The sequence below is a fragment of the Nostoc sp. genome, assembly GCF_035638895.1.
GTDB lineage: Bacteria > Cyanobacteriota > Cyanobacteriia > Cyanobacteriales > Nostocaceae > Nostoc.
This window is the reverse complement of the sequence record NZ_DASQZC010000555.1, coordinates 1-16505: the sequence shown is the minus strand read 5'-3', so window position 1 is coordinate 16505 and position 16505 is coordinate 1. Positions and strand designations below refer to the sequence as shown.

The window sequence follows — 16505 nt, the reverse complement described above, 5'->3', positions numbered from 1 at the left end:
AGTTCTTTTGATACAACTTGCGATCGCACTAACTTACCTTGTTTTTGTTTTATCTGCCCTTCCAAAGCTGCGATCGCTGCATCTATGCCTTGGAGTTCAACTGATAATTGGGCATTTTCCCTGGCTTGACGGCGATACGCTTCCACCATTGCCTGGGGTGAATCATTCTCGCCAGAGATTACATTATTAATAGTGAGTGCAGCGCGTTCTTCTAGGAGAATCTGAATTTGAGATTTAAGCGCCGCCATTTCAGCCTGAATTTGCTCCATAAAATCAAATATTAAAAGCTTTTTGCGCCTTGGGTATCGAGAGAAAGCGATCGCACCTCGGCTGTAATTCCTTCTTCTTGCCAAGCAGCTAACATAGCCGCCTCCACAGCTTTCGAGTTTAGTTTATCCGCCAAAGCTAACAGTGTCGGCCCCGCACCACTAATCACCATACCATAAGCACCAGCACTAACGGCTGCGATGTTGAGAGCATCATAACCAGGAATCAAAGCTTTACGATAGGGCTGATGCAACTTATCTTGCAAAGCTGTCTTTAACCATTGTCCGTTACCAGTTTCTAAACCGCGCAACAATAACCCCAAATGTGCTGTATTGAAAATCGCATCGGCGCGACTCACCTCACTTGGAAGAACGCCCCGCGCTTTTGAAGTGGAAAGTTCAAAATTAGGAATAGCTATAACTGGTACAACATCTTGATGCCAGGGAACATCACAAATTTCCCAAGCTGCGCCACTGGTAGCAGCCAGACGACATCCTCCCAACAAAGCTGGAACTACATTATCAGGATGTCTTTCCATTGCGATCGCTAACTCCATTACCTGCGACTGGCTCATAGGCGTACCTTCAAGCTGATTAGCAGCAACCAACCCACCAACAATAGCTGTCGCCGAACTACCCAAACCCCTCGCCAACGGGACACCTAACTTAATCTCTATTTTCACAGTTGGCGGTGTCTGCTTTATATATTGATAGAACTTGACAAAGGCTTGGTAAAGGAGATTGCTTTCATCAGTTTGGACTCGTTCAGCTTCAGTACCAGTGACATAAATACTTAGCCCACCTTCTTGGCGAGTGAACTTGAACTCGTTGTACAGCTTTAATGCTGCACCGATGCAATCAAAACCAGGCCCCAAATTCGCAGTTGTGGCAGGAACGGTAACAGTGATGGCAGAAACAACAGACATTGGCAAAACTCACTAATCATCAACCAGCATCCCATGTAAAGGGTTGATTTGTTTACTAGTGATGCTAATTATCTGTTGTGGTAGTTTGCATAGCCATCTATGTGTTTACATTTTATTAATATATTTTTATACCTAATGATTGAAAAATAATGTTAGTATCGAATTATATATTGACTATTTATATTAACTAATTTAATAAATGAAATATTTAAAGCGCTTTCTTGAGTATGCTCCTGAGGCGTATGATGCTATTCGTGATGCTGACGATGTAGCAGGGATTGCACGTAACACTGGATGGGCAGAGTTTCGCATTCGACGGATTAAAAAACATTTATTTTATGATGAACACCAGTTGAATTACGATCTCGGATTTAACTGCTTTAGTCCTGATCCAGATATAGCAGATGCCTGGATTAGGTTACAGAGAGGTAATTTTAACCCTGAAGATTTGAGACTACTGGAACATGAATACTTTGAGTCGAGGTTTGAAGGTATTTTCCATACTGACTACCGTACATCTCATGACGCTACCGAACGGTCTGGTCGTTTGTGGAGTCCCCCAATAACATGAGCATAACTCAAATGAGTTAAAACTAAAGTATCTAACTATTAAAGACCACATTAATCTGTTATGGCTTTTTACGTATTGATTGTAAAAGAAAAGGAGGATGAGACAGGCGTTACTTACCGCTTTGGCCCACATGAAGATCGTCTCGGCTCTTTATGGATAGATAAATTGAGTGGAGAAATTAAGGAACTTCAAGAAACCCCAGAGCAGAACTCGCAGGCATTTTTTCAAAGAGCAGCAGTAAAGGTTTGGCAAAATTGGAAAAAAGGAGCTTTTCCAGAAAAAACATCTTGGGCATCCTGAGAATGATTTGGGATTGATAGCCTATCTACAGTGATCGGCTAAGCTGTTACGTATACAACTTGCATTATCAGGGCGGGCAAGATGCCCACCCTACAATCATATTGAAAAAATATTAGTGCAAATTAAAGGCGCAACAGCTTATCAACACTCTGTTCTTCCTCAAAAAGATACCTAGCGATCGCTCTTTTCGACAAAAACATTAGTCAAAAAGCTACTTCAAAGTTCCCAAAACGGGCGCTACCTCAACCTCGGAAATTTGTGGAACCAAGATACTCTTAGCATAAATCTGGGGATTTGTTTGCGAGACTATGGCATAAGACTGGCGAAGATTAGCATTGACTGCAACAGTCTTCACATCGTACATTTGCATCGCCATCTTGGGATAGAAACCAATACCAATAATCATCAACAGAAAACAGGCAGCGATAAACACCTCACGCGGTCTAGCATCGTCGTAGACTGCATCTTCTGGCACGAAGCAGTCTGTACCAAAACAAACTGTTCCGTCATCTTCTTGGTTTTCTAAGCCGGCATTATTAATGTCGCATAGGAGTGCTGCATCGTTACCATAAAATACTTCTCGCAGCATGGAAAGTAGATAGATAGGTGTGAGGATGACTCCAACTGCGGCAAGAAAAACTGTGACGGTGCAGAAAGTGGAACTGTAAACATCACTGCTTGTCATACCAACGAATACCGAGAGTTCGCCAGCAAAGCCACTCATACCGGGAAGTGCTAGGGATGCCATTGCTGCGATTGTAAACAGGGCAAAGACTTTGGGCATGGCTTGACCAATACCGCCCATATCTTTCATTACCATTGTGTGGGTGCGATCGTAAGTAACACCTGCTAAGAAGAACAGCACCGATGCAATCAAACCATGCGAAATCATCTGCAACATCGCACCGTTGATTCCCAAATCAGTGAAGGAGGCAATCCCAAGCAGCACAAACCCCATGTGAGAAATCGACGAATAAGCTAAACGCCGCTTCATATTTGTCTGAGCAAAGGAGTTCAATGCACCATAGATAATGTTGACAACACCGAGAATAGCTAGAATCGGCGCAAAGTAAATGTGTGCATCGGGAAGTAACTCAAGATTCAGGCGAATCAGTCCGTATCCGCCCATCTTCAGTAACACACCAGCCAATATCATCGATACAGGAGAAGATGCTTCGCCGTGGGCATCAGGCAACCAGGTATGCATCGGGAAAACAGCAAGCTTGACACCAAATGCAATTAGCAACCCTGCATAAAGTAGCAGCTGTAGTCCAAGGGGATATTCCTTCTTGGCGAGGGCGGTTATATCAAATGTCATATCGCCGCCGCCGTATAACCCCATTGCCAGGGCTGCCACTAAAATAAAGATAGAAGCTGCTGCGGTATACAACAAGAATTTCGTAGCTGCATAACGACGCCTTTGCCCACCCCAAATGCAGACTAGTAGGTAGACGGGGATTAGCTCTACTTCCCACATAATGAAAAATAGCAGCAAGTCTTTGGCAACGAACACCCCTACTTGTGCAGAATACAGCACCAGCATCAAAAAATAGAAGAGGCGAGGGCGGTGATCAACTTGCCAAGCCGAAAACATCGAGAGTGTGGTGACAAATCCTGCTAGCAGCACAAGTGGTACTGATAGTCCATCAACCGATACTGCCCAGTTAAGACCCAACTCAGGCATCCAGGCATAACTTTCCACCATTTGAAAACTAGCACTGCTGGCATCGTAATGTTTCCAAAAGGCATAACACATCAAGGCAAAGTCTGCAATACCTATACCTAGTGCATACCATCTAACGCGCTTACCATCTTTATCAGGCAGCACAGGGATAAGCAGGGAAGCAATGAGTGGCAGCAAGACAATTGCGGTAAGCCAGGGAAATTGATCCGCTATCATGTATATGAGAAAAAATACTTATTTGGGATGATGTCATTGTACTAAACTCTGTAACAATTTCTTCATAAGTATTTGTCCCAGTTAACCATAAATATTTGTCCCAGTTAACCGCTTTGACTCAAAGACAATTGACTTGAAAATGGCGACTGGGGACTGGGGAAGAAAGATTTTTAGTTGCTCACGGTACTAATCCAGCCCGCAAAGCACGGACGGCAGCCTGTGTCCGGTCAGCAACACAGAGTTTATTGAGAATACCTCGAACATGAGTTTTTACAGTACCGACTGTCAAATAGAGCCTTTTAGCAATTTCTGCATTGTCACACCCGCCGACAATCAATTCTAAAACATCCATCTCCCTATGAGTTAAAGGATAGCTGACTATACTTTTCTCAACATCTGGGTCAATACCTTCAATCAAGACTCTTTTTCCAGATGCGCCTCTGCTGCCATCGGGGAAATCTTGACGTATTTGTTGTAGTATAAGGTCTGCGATCGCTGGATCAATCCATGAGCTACCTGCATGAGTCGTTCGCACAGCCTCAACTAGTCTTTCAGTTTCGATATCCTTCATGCAATAAGAATCTGCACCTGCTGCAAATGCTGCTAAAACTGCCTGTTCGCTGTTCTGCATGGTTAAAATTAGCAGTTTTGTAGTATAATCTTCGTTCTCTGCTTGATATTGCCTAAATGTGCGTGTTAGCTCAATACCATCCATGTCAGGCAAACCGATGTCAATAGTAGCAACATCTGGCTTAAGACTTTTCAGAAGCTTAATGCCTTCGGCTGCATTGGCTGCTTCACCAACAATCTTAAACTCTGGCTGGGTTTGTAAGGCAGCCCGTAAGCCGATTCTCGTAAGGTTGTGATCTTCAATCACGAGGATATTGATTTCATTCATAGTTGCTTAACTTTACTGTTATCTATCTAAAGTACAGATTAAAATAATCTCGTTCTTCTATCCGGTATCTTATACAAAAAGCAATGCAGTTGGTATTGCTCCCTTAACTTCATCTACCATTAGGCATAAATAACCTTATCTCGGAAGTTTTTCTAAAGCAAGAGTTTCGATATGACAATAATAAGTTAGTTAAAAAACATTTTTATACATTAATCTCAGGATAGATATTTCATGGTAAACAATTTTTCATTGAAAATCCGGTAGAAAGCAAGAGTGGGCGACCATTAAATAGTTACCCTTGGAGTGGCTACGATGATGTAAATAAAAGGGACTAAACTACCTCACCCTAAGACCTAAACACAGATATTCCTTGGATAACCAGACGGCTAAGATATTTGTTAAGACAATAGTATGTTAATACATTTATAAAACAAATCCTCAGTGCAATCACTTAAAAAATAGATTTTAATATAGGAAACTTTAAACGAAAATATGAATCCTTAATAATCTTAGTGCTGGTGAAGTAAGCTATTACTAGATTTGCTAGGGATAGCCAAGCACTTCTTTTTTTATTTAGCCATGTCTCTAACTAAAACTATCAAAAAAGATAAAATTCTCGTTGTCGATGATATTTTTGACAATTTACTGCTCTTAGAAGCAGTCCTAGAAGATGAGGGCTATGAAATTAGCTTAGTCGAAGACAGCAAAATTGCTCTGGCTATGGTTGAGGAGTCGCCACCAGACTTAATTCTGTTAGATGTAATGATGCCGGAGATAGATGGCTATGAATTTACTCGACGCATCCGGCAGAATCCGGCGTTGCCATTTATCCCCATTTTGCTGCTCACGGCTCACTATGCGTCTAGCGTTGTGGAAGGACTTGATGCTGGTGCAGATGACTTTATTCGTAAACCATTCGATCCTGATGAATTACATGCACGAGTGCGATCGCTCCTGCGCCTCAAGCATAGTATCGACGAACGAGATCAGATGGCTAACCTCCGGGCAGATTTTGTCTCCCGTTTTACTCACGATTTACGCATACCACTAGTAGCCTCCAACCGCGTATTAAAATTATTGTTGGAAGGCAGGTTTTGCGATGTTTCGCCACAATTGCAAGAAATAATTGATACCATGATTGGCAGTAATCAAGACCTGCTGGAAATGGTAAATACCTTGCTAGAAGTTTATCGTCATGAAGCGGGCTGTAAAACCTTAAAAATTTCTCCCTGCGATATTCAGGAATTAGTTGGTGAAGTTTCGCAAGAATTAACTCCTTTAGCTGAAGAAAAAGGATTAAGTGTAAATACTAATCTAAGTGAAACCCCAAGTACTGTCATGGGCGATCGCGTTGAACTGCGGCGAGTTTTGACAAATATTATTGGCAATGCCATCAAATTTACAGACAAAGGTTCTGTAGATATTCGCTGCTATCCTACTTTGGTAGCTGTGACTATTGATATCCAAGATACAGGGCCAGGAATTTCTAAACAAGACCAAGCAATATTATTCGAGCGATTTCGCCAAGGGAAACACCAGCGTTCTGGTAGTGGTTTGGGACTATATCTATCTCGCTGCATTATTGAAGTACATCAAGGCACAATCGACGTGACATCTGAACCAGGCAAGGGTAGTACATTCACTATCCGTCTACCTGTAGCAGACGAAAACTAAAAGGAGGAATTCATCAGAAAACCCAATCTAGGCTAAAATTCTCCCTTTTTAAAGTAAATTTAGCGCCATCTGTGTATGTTTAATATTCTTTTTTGAAGTTAATCCTAATGCACATTTATGTGCCCTTAGTATAACAAATAGGTGTTTTGCAATCAAAAATAGTGTTCACAGGCAAAATTTGTGAACACTAAGATAGAAAACTAAGATATAGGAATCGTATTTTATTTTTGAAATTATCTACATGGGGAGTAGGGAGTAGGGAATAAAAAATTAGGCTGATCTGTATCGAGCTTTTTCAGAAATCAAACATTAGTCCTATATGGGAGGAAGCAGACAAAAATAAATATTTTTACTGATCAATTTTTGGAACAATGTCGGAAGGTATTGGCAAAAGGCTGAAACATAAGGTAATACATAGATTTGAAAAAGGGAGAAGGCTCAGTAAATAATTATTTTACTTACACCTTCTTCCTAAATAAAGTTCAGTTTAGTCTAAAGTCTTTTTAACTTCATCTTTGATATTCTCAGCAGTGTGGCGGACTTGAGCTTCAGCTTGTTTAGCTTTACCTTCAGCCTTATCTTCAGGATCGCCGGTTACTTCACCAACCGCCTCTTGGACTTTACCTTCGACATTTTTAGCAAAAGCTTTTGCTCTATCTTCAATACTCATATTCTTTCTTCCTAAGTATGTTAATTGTTGATTAGTTGTTTATTGCTTGCTTGAAAAGCGATGCAATGTCTATAGATTACTTTTAGACAAGTTTTAATTCTTCTATCTGACGATGTTTTTATGAAGAATATGAGTATCCATTGTACATAACTATTTAAAGGTTAAATTCATCTTGAGAATTCAACTAATCTCCAAAAGAGAGAAAGGTATCATTATATTGTTCAGTCTTAAGACAAAATAATTTATAACTTCAGGTAGATTACCTAAAAAATATGAAGCTGGATGATAATCGATTGCTTCCTTAGAAAACCTGTGGTATTTAAATATTAATAAAAAACAGCTTGAAGAATAAGAATAATGAAGTACTTATTTATAATATGGGTGCTTATACTAACTTTAGTCGCTCCTAGTGTAGCGATCGCTGACGACAAGCCGCTTTACGTCTACGCTCAAGCAAGACAGCCCTATAGTTTAATATCTGGAGTTGGGACAATCCACCATCCAGTTTCCACTTCTAATCCCCAAGCGCAAGAGTTGTTCGATCAGGGATTAAATTTGATTTACGCTTTCAATCATGATGAGGCAGTGCGTTCTTTTCAATACGCTGCTAAACTCGATCCACATTTGGCGATCGCATATTGGGGTATTGCTCTAGCTCTAGGCCCTAATATTAACTTAGCAATCGACCCCAACCGAGAATTAGCGGCTTACCAAGCGGTACAGCAAGCTTTAGCACTTTCCACCCAAGCATCTGCCGAAGAACGAGATTACATTACTGCCTTAGCAAAACGTTACTCCCAAAAGCCTGATGCAGATTTGTTTCAACTAGCGATAGACTACGCAAAAGCAATGGGAACCTTAGTCAAGCGTTATCCCGATGATTTGGATGCCGCGACGCTTTACGCTGAAAGCTTGATGGATTTGCATCCTTGGCAGCACTGGACTAAAGATGGCAAGCCACAGCCAGATACAGAAGAAATTGTGGCTATTTTAGAATCTGTTCTCAAACGTAACCCGAATCATACCGGAGCTAATCATTACTATATTCATGCAATGGAAGCTTCACCTTCCCCAGAACGGGCCCTTGTGAGTGCCAAAATACTAGGAACCTTAGCCCCAACAGCCGGACACTTGGTACACATGCCAAGTCATATTTATTTTCGTGTAGGAGATTATGAAGGGGCAATGCAGGCAAACAAGCAGGCGATCGCTCAAGATGATACTTACATCAAAAAATATCAAGTCCAGGGCACTTACGCCATGATGTACTACAACCACAACATACATTTTCTCATGGTGGCCAGTAGCATGGCAGGAAAATATAAAGATGCTCTCCAAGCCGCAGAGACGTTAGTCGCAAATGCTACTGCAATTGACCCCTATGCACCAATGCTTGAGGGATTTCTGGGCAGCAAAATGCTGATTCAGACACGCTTTAGTGATTGGGATGCCATCTTAAAAACTCCCGCCCCCGATGCTAAATTGCCTACTACTACAGCACTTTGGCATTTTGCTCGCGGTATGGCAAGCGCAGCCACAGGCAAACTTGAAGATGCAGCAATTGAAAGTCGGGCATTACTTGCCGCCAAACAGGGAATTTCTACCGAAGCAACCATTGGCTTCAGTCCTGCCAGTCGCATTTTAGACATTGCCTCAAAAGTTCTAGAGGCCAAAATTGCTAGAGAAAAGCATGATTATGAATCTGCCATTTTATTGCTAGAAAAAGCAGTGGCACTAGAAGATACCCTTGATTACGTGGAACCACCAGACTGGTACTTTCCCACACGGGAATCTTTAGGCAGTGTGCTTTTGGCTAAAGGCGACTATGCACAGGCTGAAAAAGTCTTTCGTGCCGATCTAGAAAAGTATCCCCATAATGGGCGTTCTCTATTTGGCTTGCAGGCAAGTTTGCAAGCATTGGGCAAAGATAAGGCTGCTCAACTTGTCAAAGCCGAATTGGAAACAGCTTGGAAAGGTGATGATAAGCAACTTGACATAGCGAACATGTATTGAATAAGAATTGACAATCCAGAAATCAGCTATCTTTCGACGCTACGCGTTGGCGGAAGACGACGCACCAGAAAGGGGTTAGATAATTTTTATAACTCAAATTAGGATTGCTATACCCTTTATTTGTTGCCTGACTTTGCCTTTCATATTAAAATTTGGGAGTAATACTTTTGGTTAATACAGTCAAACGTTCAATTCGGATATTCAAAGATGCGCCCCTGCATGTCTGATTTCCTTGATCACCCTACAGGATTTATCTTCTTCCATTTCCAACCCTTTTTTGCGGTGGGCTGTACTTATGGTAGGTGGGGGCAGGCGATCGCGTTGGTGCGATCGCATCACTAGTTAATTATCTGTTAACGATCTACTGGATGCAGAGAGTTGGCTCGTATGTCATCCTAGATTAGGAGAGTTAATTTGGTGATGTCTTTGATTTTAGTATTGAAAGGCTTTTTCCTTTTAGTATTTACAGACTACTCAGAGAAATTAAAATCTCTACACAGTGATGATTTTGGAGAGAATCGATGTCAATTTATGTAGGTAACCTCTCTTATGACGTTACACAAGAAGATTTAAGTGGTATTTTTGCTGAATATGGTACTGTAAAACGGGTTCAGGTACCTACTGACCGTGAAACAGGTCGTCCACGCGGCTTTGCTTTTGTGGAAATGGGAACCGAAGCTGAAGAAACAGCTGCCATTGAAGCTCTAGATGGTGCTGAGTGGATGGGTCGTGACCTGAAAGTGAACAAGGCTAAACCCAAAGAAGATAGGGGTGACAGAGGTTCCTTCGGTGGTGGAAACCGGGGAGGATACGGCGGTGGTGGCGGCGGTGGACGCAACCGCTACTAACGTTGGAAACAAAAACTTACCTAGAGTCTTAAGGTCAGACAAGGAGTCTGTCTTTTTTTTGTAATGTTAGTGCTTCCATAGCCATTGATGAAGTCAACTTAGTTAGGAGAGATAATGACCCAAGTAATTGTAGGTGACAATGAACACATTGAATCAGCCTTACGGCGATTTAAGCGAGAAGTTTCCAAAGCTGGAATTTTTCCAGACATGAGAAAGCATCGCCATTTTGAAACGCCCCTAGAAAAACGCAAGCGCAAAGAAGTTGCCAAACACAGACAAAGTAAGAGAAGCTTTCGTAACTAAGGGCTGACATAGATATAAATGAATAGACTTGGGTTAGTGATATTTCGTCTCGGAAGATCCCCCCAACCCCCCTTAAAAAGGGGGGCTTAATCCCCTCCTTTTTAAGGAGGGTTAGGGAGGATCAAGTCTTAACCCAAGCAGCGTATTCAGATATCTCAGATATAAACGAATGCCCTCATAAAATCTATGAGGGTTTTCCTTTTGGCTATTTTAAAATCAGGAAACCTAAAGAAACGCTAAAATCAAGTCAGCCTTTGTATTGTAGCGGTTGTGTCTCACATCACTCAGAGGGCGGTTCACTGTATAAATCCTGATTGTCAACGTCCTTATCCTCAGCCTTGGGGAAACAAATTTTGCAACAGTTGTGGCGCACCGCTAGAACTGTTAGACCGCTATGTTCCACTTCAGCCTTTGGGGTCGGGAGGATTTGCTCAAATTTACACGGTTTGGGATGAAAAAACTCAAACAGAGAAAGTGCTGAAGGTGTTGGTAGAAGATTCACCAAAGGCACTGGAGTTATTTACCCAAGAAGCGGCGGTTTTATCCAGTTTGCAGCATCCGGGTGTCCCTAGAGTCGATGCTGAGGGGTATTTTCAGGTACAACTGTTTAACCCCAAACCGCACCAATTGCCTTGTTTGGTAATGGAAAAAATCAATGGGCGGACTTTAGAGGAGACATTAAAAAAGTTTCCCCAAGGGTGTCCAGAAGATTTGGTTTTAAACTGGTTTTCCCAAGCTGTAGAGATTTTACAAGAATTACACAAACGTCAGATTCTTCACCGGGATATCAAACCTTCTAATTTAATGCTGGGAACTTCTTCGCCATCTTTAACCCCGTCGCAAGGGCAAACAGGGGGCGATCGCTTGGTATTAATTGATTTTGGCGGGGCAAAACAATTTAGCGCCTCTAAGCTGCGTTCTCAGTCTAGTTCCACCCGATTATTTTCTTCTGGATACAGTCCACCAGAACAAGTGAGTGGAGGAATTGTCGGGCCAAGTGCCGATTTTTATGCCCTTGGTCGAACGATGATTGAACTACTAACAGGCAAGTACCCGCTAGAGTTGGAAGATCAGCAAACAGGAAAATTACTGTGGCGAACTACGGTAAATGTCAACCCCCAATTGGCAGATTTGCTGGATGAGATGGTGCAGGAAGATGTGCGATCGCGTCCAGCAAATGCAGCTATAATTCAAAAACGTCTGGCGAAGATTTCTCAACCATTACCGCCGCCAGGATTATTTGCCCAACTGCGAGACAACATTAAACAAGTCTCAACGCAAGTTTCCCAAAAATTTACACAGCTAATACAAGCTATTGAACAAGTTTTAGCTAACTTTAGCCAAGGTGTAACTAAAACCGTTATTTTTATCACTCAGACAATCATCAAAATTTTCCAAGCTTGTTTGGCGACGATTTGGGCGATGATTCTGGCTTATGTTGGCGCTTGTTTTGGTGCGATCGCAGGTTTTATTTTGGCATATCACACAAGCTTGGGTCGTCAGGTTGTGGAATTTATTTGGAATCAGCAAAACCAATTAGTGCCAAATACTCAACCCGTCTTCGGGGCAGATATCTTGGTATTCGTCGCCGCAGGCTGGGGAACCGCTTGGGGACTAACAGTATCCGGGTGTTTTGGTCAACAGCGACGCTTTTTAGTAGCGTCGCTGATGGGCATGATTAGCTATGGCTTCGGCTGGTTGATTTTGCAATTAATCACACCCAAAGATAGCGGTGAGGGCTTAGTAGCAGTAATTTTAGTGGGAGTTTGCCTACTTACCCTAAGTTTAGGACTTCGCAGCCATCATATAGTGTACGCTGTGTTCGCTGCCTTTGGTAGCGCGATCGCCTATGCAGTTTTGATTCTTTTGAGGTTAGCACCTCCGATTTTCCAATTCTCTAGTCAACCAGGCTGGTCAGAGTTACAGTTACCTCTGATTTTTTTTGGTTCTGTTGGCGTCTTTATTAGCTTCTGGTTAGGAGTGAGTTACTACCTAATTGTCCCTGGATTGCGCTTTTTAGGGTGGCGTTAAATGAGTGAACAGTGAACAATTATCAATTTTTAGGGACTACCAAAAAATAAATATATCCAAATAAACGTAGACGCGGAGCGGCTTGCCGCAGGCTACCACTATCCAAAGTCCCCGAAGGAAATATAATTATCGGTTTATTCGCAGTGTGTAGTTTGGGATTTAACCTCAAGCAGAAATTCAATCTAAAATTTAAAATCTAAAATTGGTCAAAGGCATAAAAAAACTCGGAGGCGATCGCTATGGTATCAGTCAGCGATGCACAAGCAATTATTTTAAATTTAGTACAACCATTGGATCATCAGCGTGATACAGAAGTTATCAATTTATTAGTAGCAAATAGTCGGATTTTGGCAGTACCTGTCACCAGTCCGCTAGATTTTCCCCATTGGGATAATTCGGCAATGGATGGCTACGCAGTTCGCTACAAAGATGTACAGCATAGCAGCGAAAACCCAGCCGTTTTAGAAATTGTTGAAGATATTCCGGCTGGGTATCAACCCAAGTCTACAATTCAACCAGGACAAGCCGCGCGGATTTTCACAGGTGCGGTGATCCCAGCAGGTGCGGATACTGTAGTTATGCAAGAAAAGACACGCCGCGAGGAAAACCGTGTATTTATTCTGGATGCCCCAAAACCGCAAGAATTTGTCAGACACAAAGCATCTTTTTATCAAGCTGGAACACAATTACTACCAGCAGGAATTAAGTTAAATGCTCCAGAAATTGCCGTATTAGCGGCAGCACAATGTTTGCAATTAAGTGTTTACCGCCGTCCGCGTGTGGCAATTTTTTCCACTGGTGATGAGTTGATGACAGTTGATCAACCGTTGCAACCAGGGCAAATTGTGGATTCTAATCAGTATGCGCTAGCAGCTTTGGTGAAACAAAGTGGCGCAGAACCAATACTTTTAGGCATAGTTAAAGATGATCCAATTGCTTTGGAGAAAGTTATTGCCCATGCTGTTGCGATCGCTGATATAGTTCTCTCTTCTGGTGGTGTCTCAGTAGGAGATTATGACTATGTTGATAAAATTCTAGAGTCACTAAAAGCAAAAATTCACGTTCGATCTGTGGAAATGAGGCCAGGTAAACCCCTCACCGTCGCCACATTCTCCAGCACAGACGCGATTAATCGCGTCTCTACCAACTCCCCACTCTACTTTGGTTTACCAGGAAACCCTGCTGCTGTGTTAGTGACATTTTGGCGGTTTGTGCTACCAGCAATTAAGAAACTTTCGGGAATTAGTGAAGGTTGGGAACCAGTGTTTTTGAAAGTGCGATCGCATCATGAGTTGCGATCAAATGGCAAACGCGAAACTTACCTTTGGGGTAAATTGCACTTAATTGATGGAGTTTACGAATTTCATCAAGCTGATGGTAGTCAAAGTTCCGGCAATTTAATTAATTTAGCTCAAACCAATGCTTTAGCTGTTCTCCCGATGGGTAAAATATTAATTTACCCACAAGAAGAGGTGCAAGTTCTGCTGTTCAATAACGGTTAAAATACCTGCTCAAAAGCCTCAATTAAACTGTTAACTTCCTCAAGGGTGTTGTAATGTACCATACTCACCCGGACTATTCCACCTTGCGACGCTAAACCCAGGTATTCAATCAGCCGTTTAGCATAAAAGTCTCCGTAGCGAATCGCAATATAGTGTTGGTCAATTTTTGCCGGAATGGTTGAGCTATTCATTCCATCTACTACAAAAGATATAGTTGGCACACGGAATCGACGGTCAGCTTTTGATTGACCAATCACTCGCACATTAGACTTGCTGTTGAGGTAATTTAAGAGGCGATCGCTAATATGTTCTTCATGTATACTAATTAAATCAAACGCCTGCACCATTTGATTTCTCAAATCAGATGCAGTTTGATCGCCGTAGTGCAGTTGTGCTAATTCACTTAGATAATCGCATAAACCCAACATTCCATAACTTAATTCAAAATTGACATTCCCTAACTGAAATTTATAAGGTATATCTGTCTGCTCAATAAAATAATGATTAAGACCAGGTAATCTTAATAAATGTTCTTCTTTGCCATAAAGTAAAGCATGATGTGGCCCATAGACTTTATAAAAGCTCAAAGTATAGAAATCAACATCCAAATCTTGGACATCAACTAACCTGTGGGGTGCATAAGCTACACCATCCACACAAATCATCGCATTGCGGTCGTGTACAAATGCAGCAATTTCTTTGATAGGATTGATGGTTCCCAGAACATTAGAAGCATGAGTCAAAGCTACTAGTTTTGTACGCTGACTCATCAATGGTTCTAAATCTGCTAAATGAAGTTCCAAGCTATCTGGGCGAATTTGCCACACTTTAACCTTCATTCCTTGTTTTTCCAGAGCCACCCAAGCACCAATATTGGCCTCATGGTCACAATTAGTAACAATAATTTCATCACCAGGTGTAAAGGTTTGACCAAGACAAATTGAAAGGACTTTCAACATCATTGTGGTAGATGGGCCCATAACCACTTCTTTATAAGAATTGGCGTTAATGAAAGTAGCCATTCCCGTAGTTGCTAAAGCCAATCTTTCTCCTGCAAGTTGAGAAACTGCATAAGAAGCTCCCAACTGCACATCAGAACTCAGGAGGAATTCGCTAATTCTATCTACTACTTTTTTCAGGGTTTGTGACCCGCCAGCATTATCAAAAAAAGTCCATTCACCAGCGAGGGCGGGAAAATATTGCCGAACTTTATCAAGATTCAAAAGCATAGTATAAGTTTTTTGGAGAATGTTATTTACCCTAGCCTACCTTTTAGCGAGTCGCCTAGAGAGCATCTACACCCTCTCTTGGTGTTTACAGCTTGTTATGCCAACCTTCTTATTCTGCAAGAATCTCTCTAGAGAGGAGGTATACTTAGTAACTTAAAAAGCATCTTAATGATATATCTTACTTACAGTAAAGGTTAATGTCTTGATTCTTCACAACTCTCGCCAGTTTTATTTGATAAGTTTAAGGTAGAGTCAAAGCAACTATACGACTACTATTCGATTTTTAAAATGATAGGTAGGATATGTAGCTGCAAAAGTACGACATCAAATCCTTACGAATGGTGCATTACGGATTCCATCTTAATGCACCCTACAGTACCTAATTTTTTCCAAAATCAAATAGTAATCCTATATTGTTGTTATTTTTAATTCCTTGATTGAAAACAAAGGAACGAGCTATGAATACTACGGTTAAATACGACATCGAGCTTATCAAGGAAGAAGCACTGCAACTTGTTAAAAAGAGACTTGTTAACCGTCAGCAGTCAATTTATACCCTCTGTAAATATATTCCTCCTTGTGACTGGGTTAATTTTGAACTTGAGTTAGAAAAAAACGAATTTTTACTCAGAGATAGAATTATCGATCTCCTGAACCACGAATCTTGGGAAGACGATTGAGGCTGAATTTAGAAGCTGAACCTTATTAGTAGCATCTCAATAAAATTAAAATTAGAAATTCATTTCTCATAAAAAACCCTCGAATTAAGTTGAGGGTTATAAACAAGAGATTATTAGAGGTTATTTGTAAAGTAATAGGCTTGGTTTAGCGCCAAAAATCTTAAACTGCGTAGGCTGGGGAGCAACTGCGCCCTTGCGGTTCCTGACTTTTATAACTCTCTTTTAAGCAAGCTACGGTGGCATACACAAGTCTTCTAGAGTTGCTCCACTGGCTTTTGATTCCCCCAACCCCCCGATAAATTGTTGTGTCAGGTAATACCTTATGGGAGAGCCACAGCCTGCCATTTTATAACGATTGATTGGTGGAATCAAGAAAAAATTATACTAAACCAATTTCAGTCACTTAGGATTAGGCAGACAATTCTTCTACCCCTATCCATTCCGTGATAGATTGCCATTGGCTAGCATAAACAGTAGTATTTTTACGTTTTTCTTCTTGAGGCTTTCTAGATATTTTTGCTGTGACAGCCTCGGTGAATGAACTGGATTGGTTCAGATTATAAACAGGCATTTCTTGCCAGCAGTGGCGACAAAACCAGTAACTTTCTCTAGCGCGTACATGTTCTAAAAGTAGACTTGAGCAGCAAGGGCAGTAATTCATATTTTCTGAAATCCTGTTAATAAAAGTGTTATC

At 41.4% G+C, this 16505-nt stretch carries 16 protein-coding genes and 1 pseudogene; 10 read left to right on the top strand and 7 right to left on the bottom strand.

Translation table 11 applies throughout. The annotated features are described in order from the left end of the window. A pseudogene (locus VE944_RS27325) lies at window positions 1–269 on the bottom strand (hypothetical protein); the annotation flags it as partial. Between the two features lie 11 nt (window positions 270–280). Beyond that, on the bottom strand, window positions 281–1192 hold the full coding sequence (gene thrB / locus VE944_RS27320) for a homoserine kinase (RefSeq protein ID WP_324984687.1): 912 nt from the start codon (window positions 1190–1192) through the stop codon (window positions 281–283). A gap of 199 nt (window positions 1193–1391) precedes the next feature. Here thrB and VE944_RS27315 point away from each other — a divergent pair, with 199 nt between their 5' ends. Both VE944_RS27315 and VE944_RS27310 read left to right on the top strand, forming a co-directional pair. Beyond that, complete coding sequence (locus VE944_RS27315) at window positions 1392–1763, top strand: hypothetical protein (protein WP_324984684.1); 372 nt, start codon at window positions 1392–1394, stop codon at window positions 1761–1763. 60 nt (window positions 1764–1823) lie between these two features. Then, the gene (locus VE944_RS27310) at window positions 1824–2063 is read left to right on the top strand and encodes a hypothetical protein (RefSeq protein ID WP_324984681.1); all 240 of its coding nucleotides are present in this window, start codon (window positions 1824–1826) and stop codon (window positions 2061–2063) included. A 211-nt stretch (window positions 2064–2274) separates the two neighbouring features. Here VE944_RS27310 and VE944_RS27305 read toward each other — a convergent pair whose 3' ends face one another. Continuing rightward, window positions 2275–3963, bottom strand: coding sequence for an NAD(P)H-quinone oxidoreductase subunit 4 (locus tag VE944_RS27305; RefSeq protein ID WP_324984678.1), 1689 nt, complete (start codon window positions 3961–3963; stop codon window positions 2275–2277). Window positions 3964–4141: 178 nt separating this feature from the next. Continuing rightward, window positions 4142–4861, bottom strand: coding sequence for a response regulator transcription factor (locus VE944_RS27300; protein WP_324984676.1), 720 nt, complete (start codon window positions 4859–4861; stop codon window positions 4142–4144). Window positions 4862–5440: 579 nt separating this feature from the next. Between VE944_RS27300 and VE944_RS27295 the strand changes: the two genes are divergently transcribed. Next, window positions 5441–6535: a hybrid sensor histidine kinase/response regulator gene (locus VE944_RS27295; RefSeq protein WP_324984673.1), complete on the top strand. Its 1095-nt coding sequence runs from the start codon at window positions 5441–5443 to the stop codon at window positions 6533–6535. A gap of 487 nt (window positions 6536–7022) precedes the next feature. On the opposite strand, the gene VE944_RS27290 is transcribed toward VE944_RS27295, so the two are convergent. After that, window positions 7023–7205, bottom strand: coding sequence for a CsbD family protein (locus tag VE944_RS27290; protein ID WP_324984670.1), 183 nt, complete (start codon window positions 7203–7205; stop codon window positions 7023–7025). A 381-nt stretch (window positions 7206–7586) separates the two neighbouring features. Between VE944_RS27290 and VE944_RS27285 the strand changes: the two genes are divergently transcribed. From VE944_RS27285 to VE944_RS27260, 6 genes are all read left to right on the top strand, one after another. Then, window positions 7587–9218, top strand: a complete 1632-nt coding sequence (locus VE944_RS27285) for a tetratricopeptide repeat protein (RefSeq protein WP_324984667.1) — start codon at window positions 7587–7589, stop codon at window positions 9216–9218. Window positions 9219–9437: 219 nt separating this feature from the next. Continuing rightward, window positions 9438–9560, top strand: coding sequence for a hypothetical protein (locus tag VE944_RS27280; protein ID WP_324984664.1), 123 nt, complete (start codon window positions 9438–9440; stop codon window positions 9558–9560). A gap of 179 nt (window positions 9561–9739) precedes the next feature. Then, complete coding sequence (locus VE944_RS27275) at window positions 9740–10066, top strand: RNA recognition motif domain-containing protein (protein WP_324984660.1); 327 nt, start codon at window positions 9740–9742, stop codon at window positions 10064–10066. Between the two features lie 114 nt (window positions 10067–10180). Further along, window positions 10181–10369: a 30S ribosomal protein S21 gene (gene rpsU / locus VE944_RS27270; protein WP_012407716.1), complete on the top strand. Its 189-nt coding sequence runs from the start codon at window positions 10181–10183 to the stop codon at window positions 10367–10369. A gap of 270 nt (window positions 10370–10639) precedes the next feature. Further along, window positions 10640–12400 carry a serine/threonine protein kinase gene (locus VE944_RS27265; RefSeq protein WP_324984648.1) on the top strand — a complete coding sequence of 587 codons (1761 nt, stop codon included), beginning with the start codon at window positions 10640–10642 and terminating at the stop codon, window positions 12398–12400. A gap of 239 nt (window positions 12401–12639) precedes the next feature. Beyond that, window positions 12640–13902: a molybdopterin molybdotransferase MoeA gene (locus tag VE944_RS27260; RefSeq protein WP_324984644.1), complete on the top strand. Its 1263-nt coding sequence runs from the start codon at window positions 12640–12642 to the stop codon at window positions 13900–13902. Here the strand turns inward: VE944_RS27260 and VE944_RS27255 are convergent. Then, a complete protein-coding gene (locus tag VE944_RS27255; RefSeq protein WP_324984641.1) occupies window positions 13899–15131 on the bottom strand; it encodes a cysteine desulfurase-like protein in 1233 nt (410 codons plus the stop codon). The two genes, VE944_RS27260 and VE944_RS27255, sit on opposite strands and share 4 nt — an antisense overlap. A 458-nt stretch (window positions 15132–15589) precedes the next feature. Here VE944_RS27255 and VE944_RS27250 point away from each other — a divergent pair, with 458 nt between their 5' ends. Beyond that, window positions 15590–15811, top strand: coding sequence for a DUF4327 family protein (locus VE944_RS27250; RefSeq protein ID WP_324984638.1), 222 nt, complete (start codon window positions 15590–15592; stop codon window positions 15809–15811). 409 nt (window positions 15812–16220) lie between these two features. Here the strand turns inward: VE944_RS27250 and VE944_RS27245 are convergent. Continuing rightward, a partial coding sequence (locus VE944_RS27245; RefSeq protein WP_324984635.1) for a hypothetical protein occupies window positions 16221–16505 on the bottom strand: 285 nt, incomplete at its 5' end.

Excerpts from the sequence above, each read along its gene's own strand:
- VE944_RS27275 (WP_324984660.1), top strand. The coding sequence starts at position 9,740 with ATGTCAATTTATGTAGGTAACCTCTCTTATGACGTTACACAAGAAGAT.
- VE944_RS27280 (WP_324984664.1), top strand. The coding sequence starts at position 9,438 with ATGTCTGATTTCCTTGATCACCCTACAGGATTTATCTTCTTCCATTTC.
- VE944_RS27315 (WP_324984684.1), top strand. The coding sequence starts at position 1,392 with ATGAAATATTTAAAGCGCTTTCTTGAGTATGCTCCTGAGGCGTATGAT.
- VE944_RS27295 (WP_324984673.1), top strand. The coding sequence starts at position 5,441 with ATGTCTCTAACTAAAACTATCAAAAAAGATAAAATTCTCGTTGTCGAT.
- VE944_RS27310 (WP_324984681.1), top strand. The coding sequence starts at position 1,824 with ATGGCTTTTTACGTATTGATTGTAAAAGAAAAGGAGGATGAGACAGGC.
- VE944_RS27305 (WP_324984678.1), bottom strand. The coding sequence starts at position 3,963 with ATGATAGCGGATCAATTTCCCTGGCTTACCGCAATTGTCTTGCTGCCA.
- rpsU (WP_012407716.1), top strand. The coding sequence starts at position 10,181 with ATGACCCAAGTAATTGTAGGTGACAATGAACACATTGAATCAGCCTTA.
- VE944_RS27300 (WP_324984676.1), bottom strand. The coding sequence starts at position 4,861 with ATGAATGAAATCAATATCCTCGTGATTGAAGATCACAACCTTACGAGA.
- VE944_RS27255 (WP_324984641.1), bottom strand. The coding sequence starts at position 15,131 with ATGCTTTTGAATCTTGATAAAGTTCGGCAATATTTTCCCGCCCTCGCT.
- thrB (WP_324984687.1), bottom strand. The coding sequence starts at position 1,192 with ATGTCTGTTGTTTCTGCCATCACTGTTACCGTTCCTGCCACAACTGCG.
- VE944_RS27290 (WP_324984670.1), bottom strand. The coding sequence starts at position 7,205 with ATGAGTATTGAAGATAGAGCAAAAGCTTTTGCTAAAAATGTCGAAGGT.
- VE944_RS27250 (WP_324984638.1), top strand. The coding sequence starts at position 15,590 with ATGAATACTACGGTTAAATACGACATCGAGCTTATCAAGGAAGAAGCA.
- VE944_RS27260 (WP_324984644.1), top strand. The coding sequence starts at position 12,640 with ATGGTATCAGTCAGCGATGCACAAGCAATTATTTTAAATTTAGTACAA.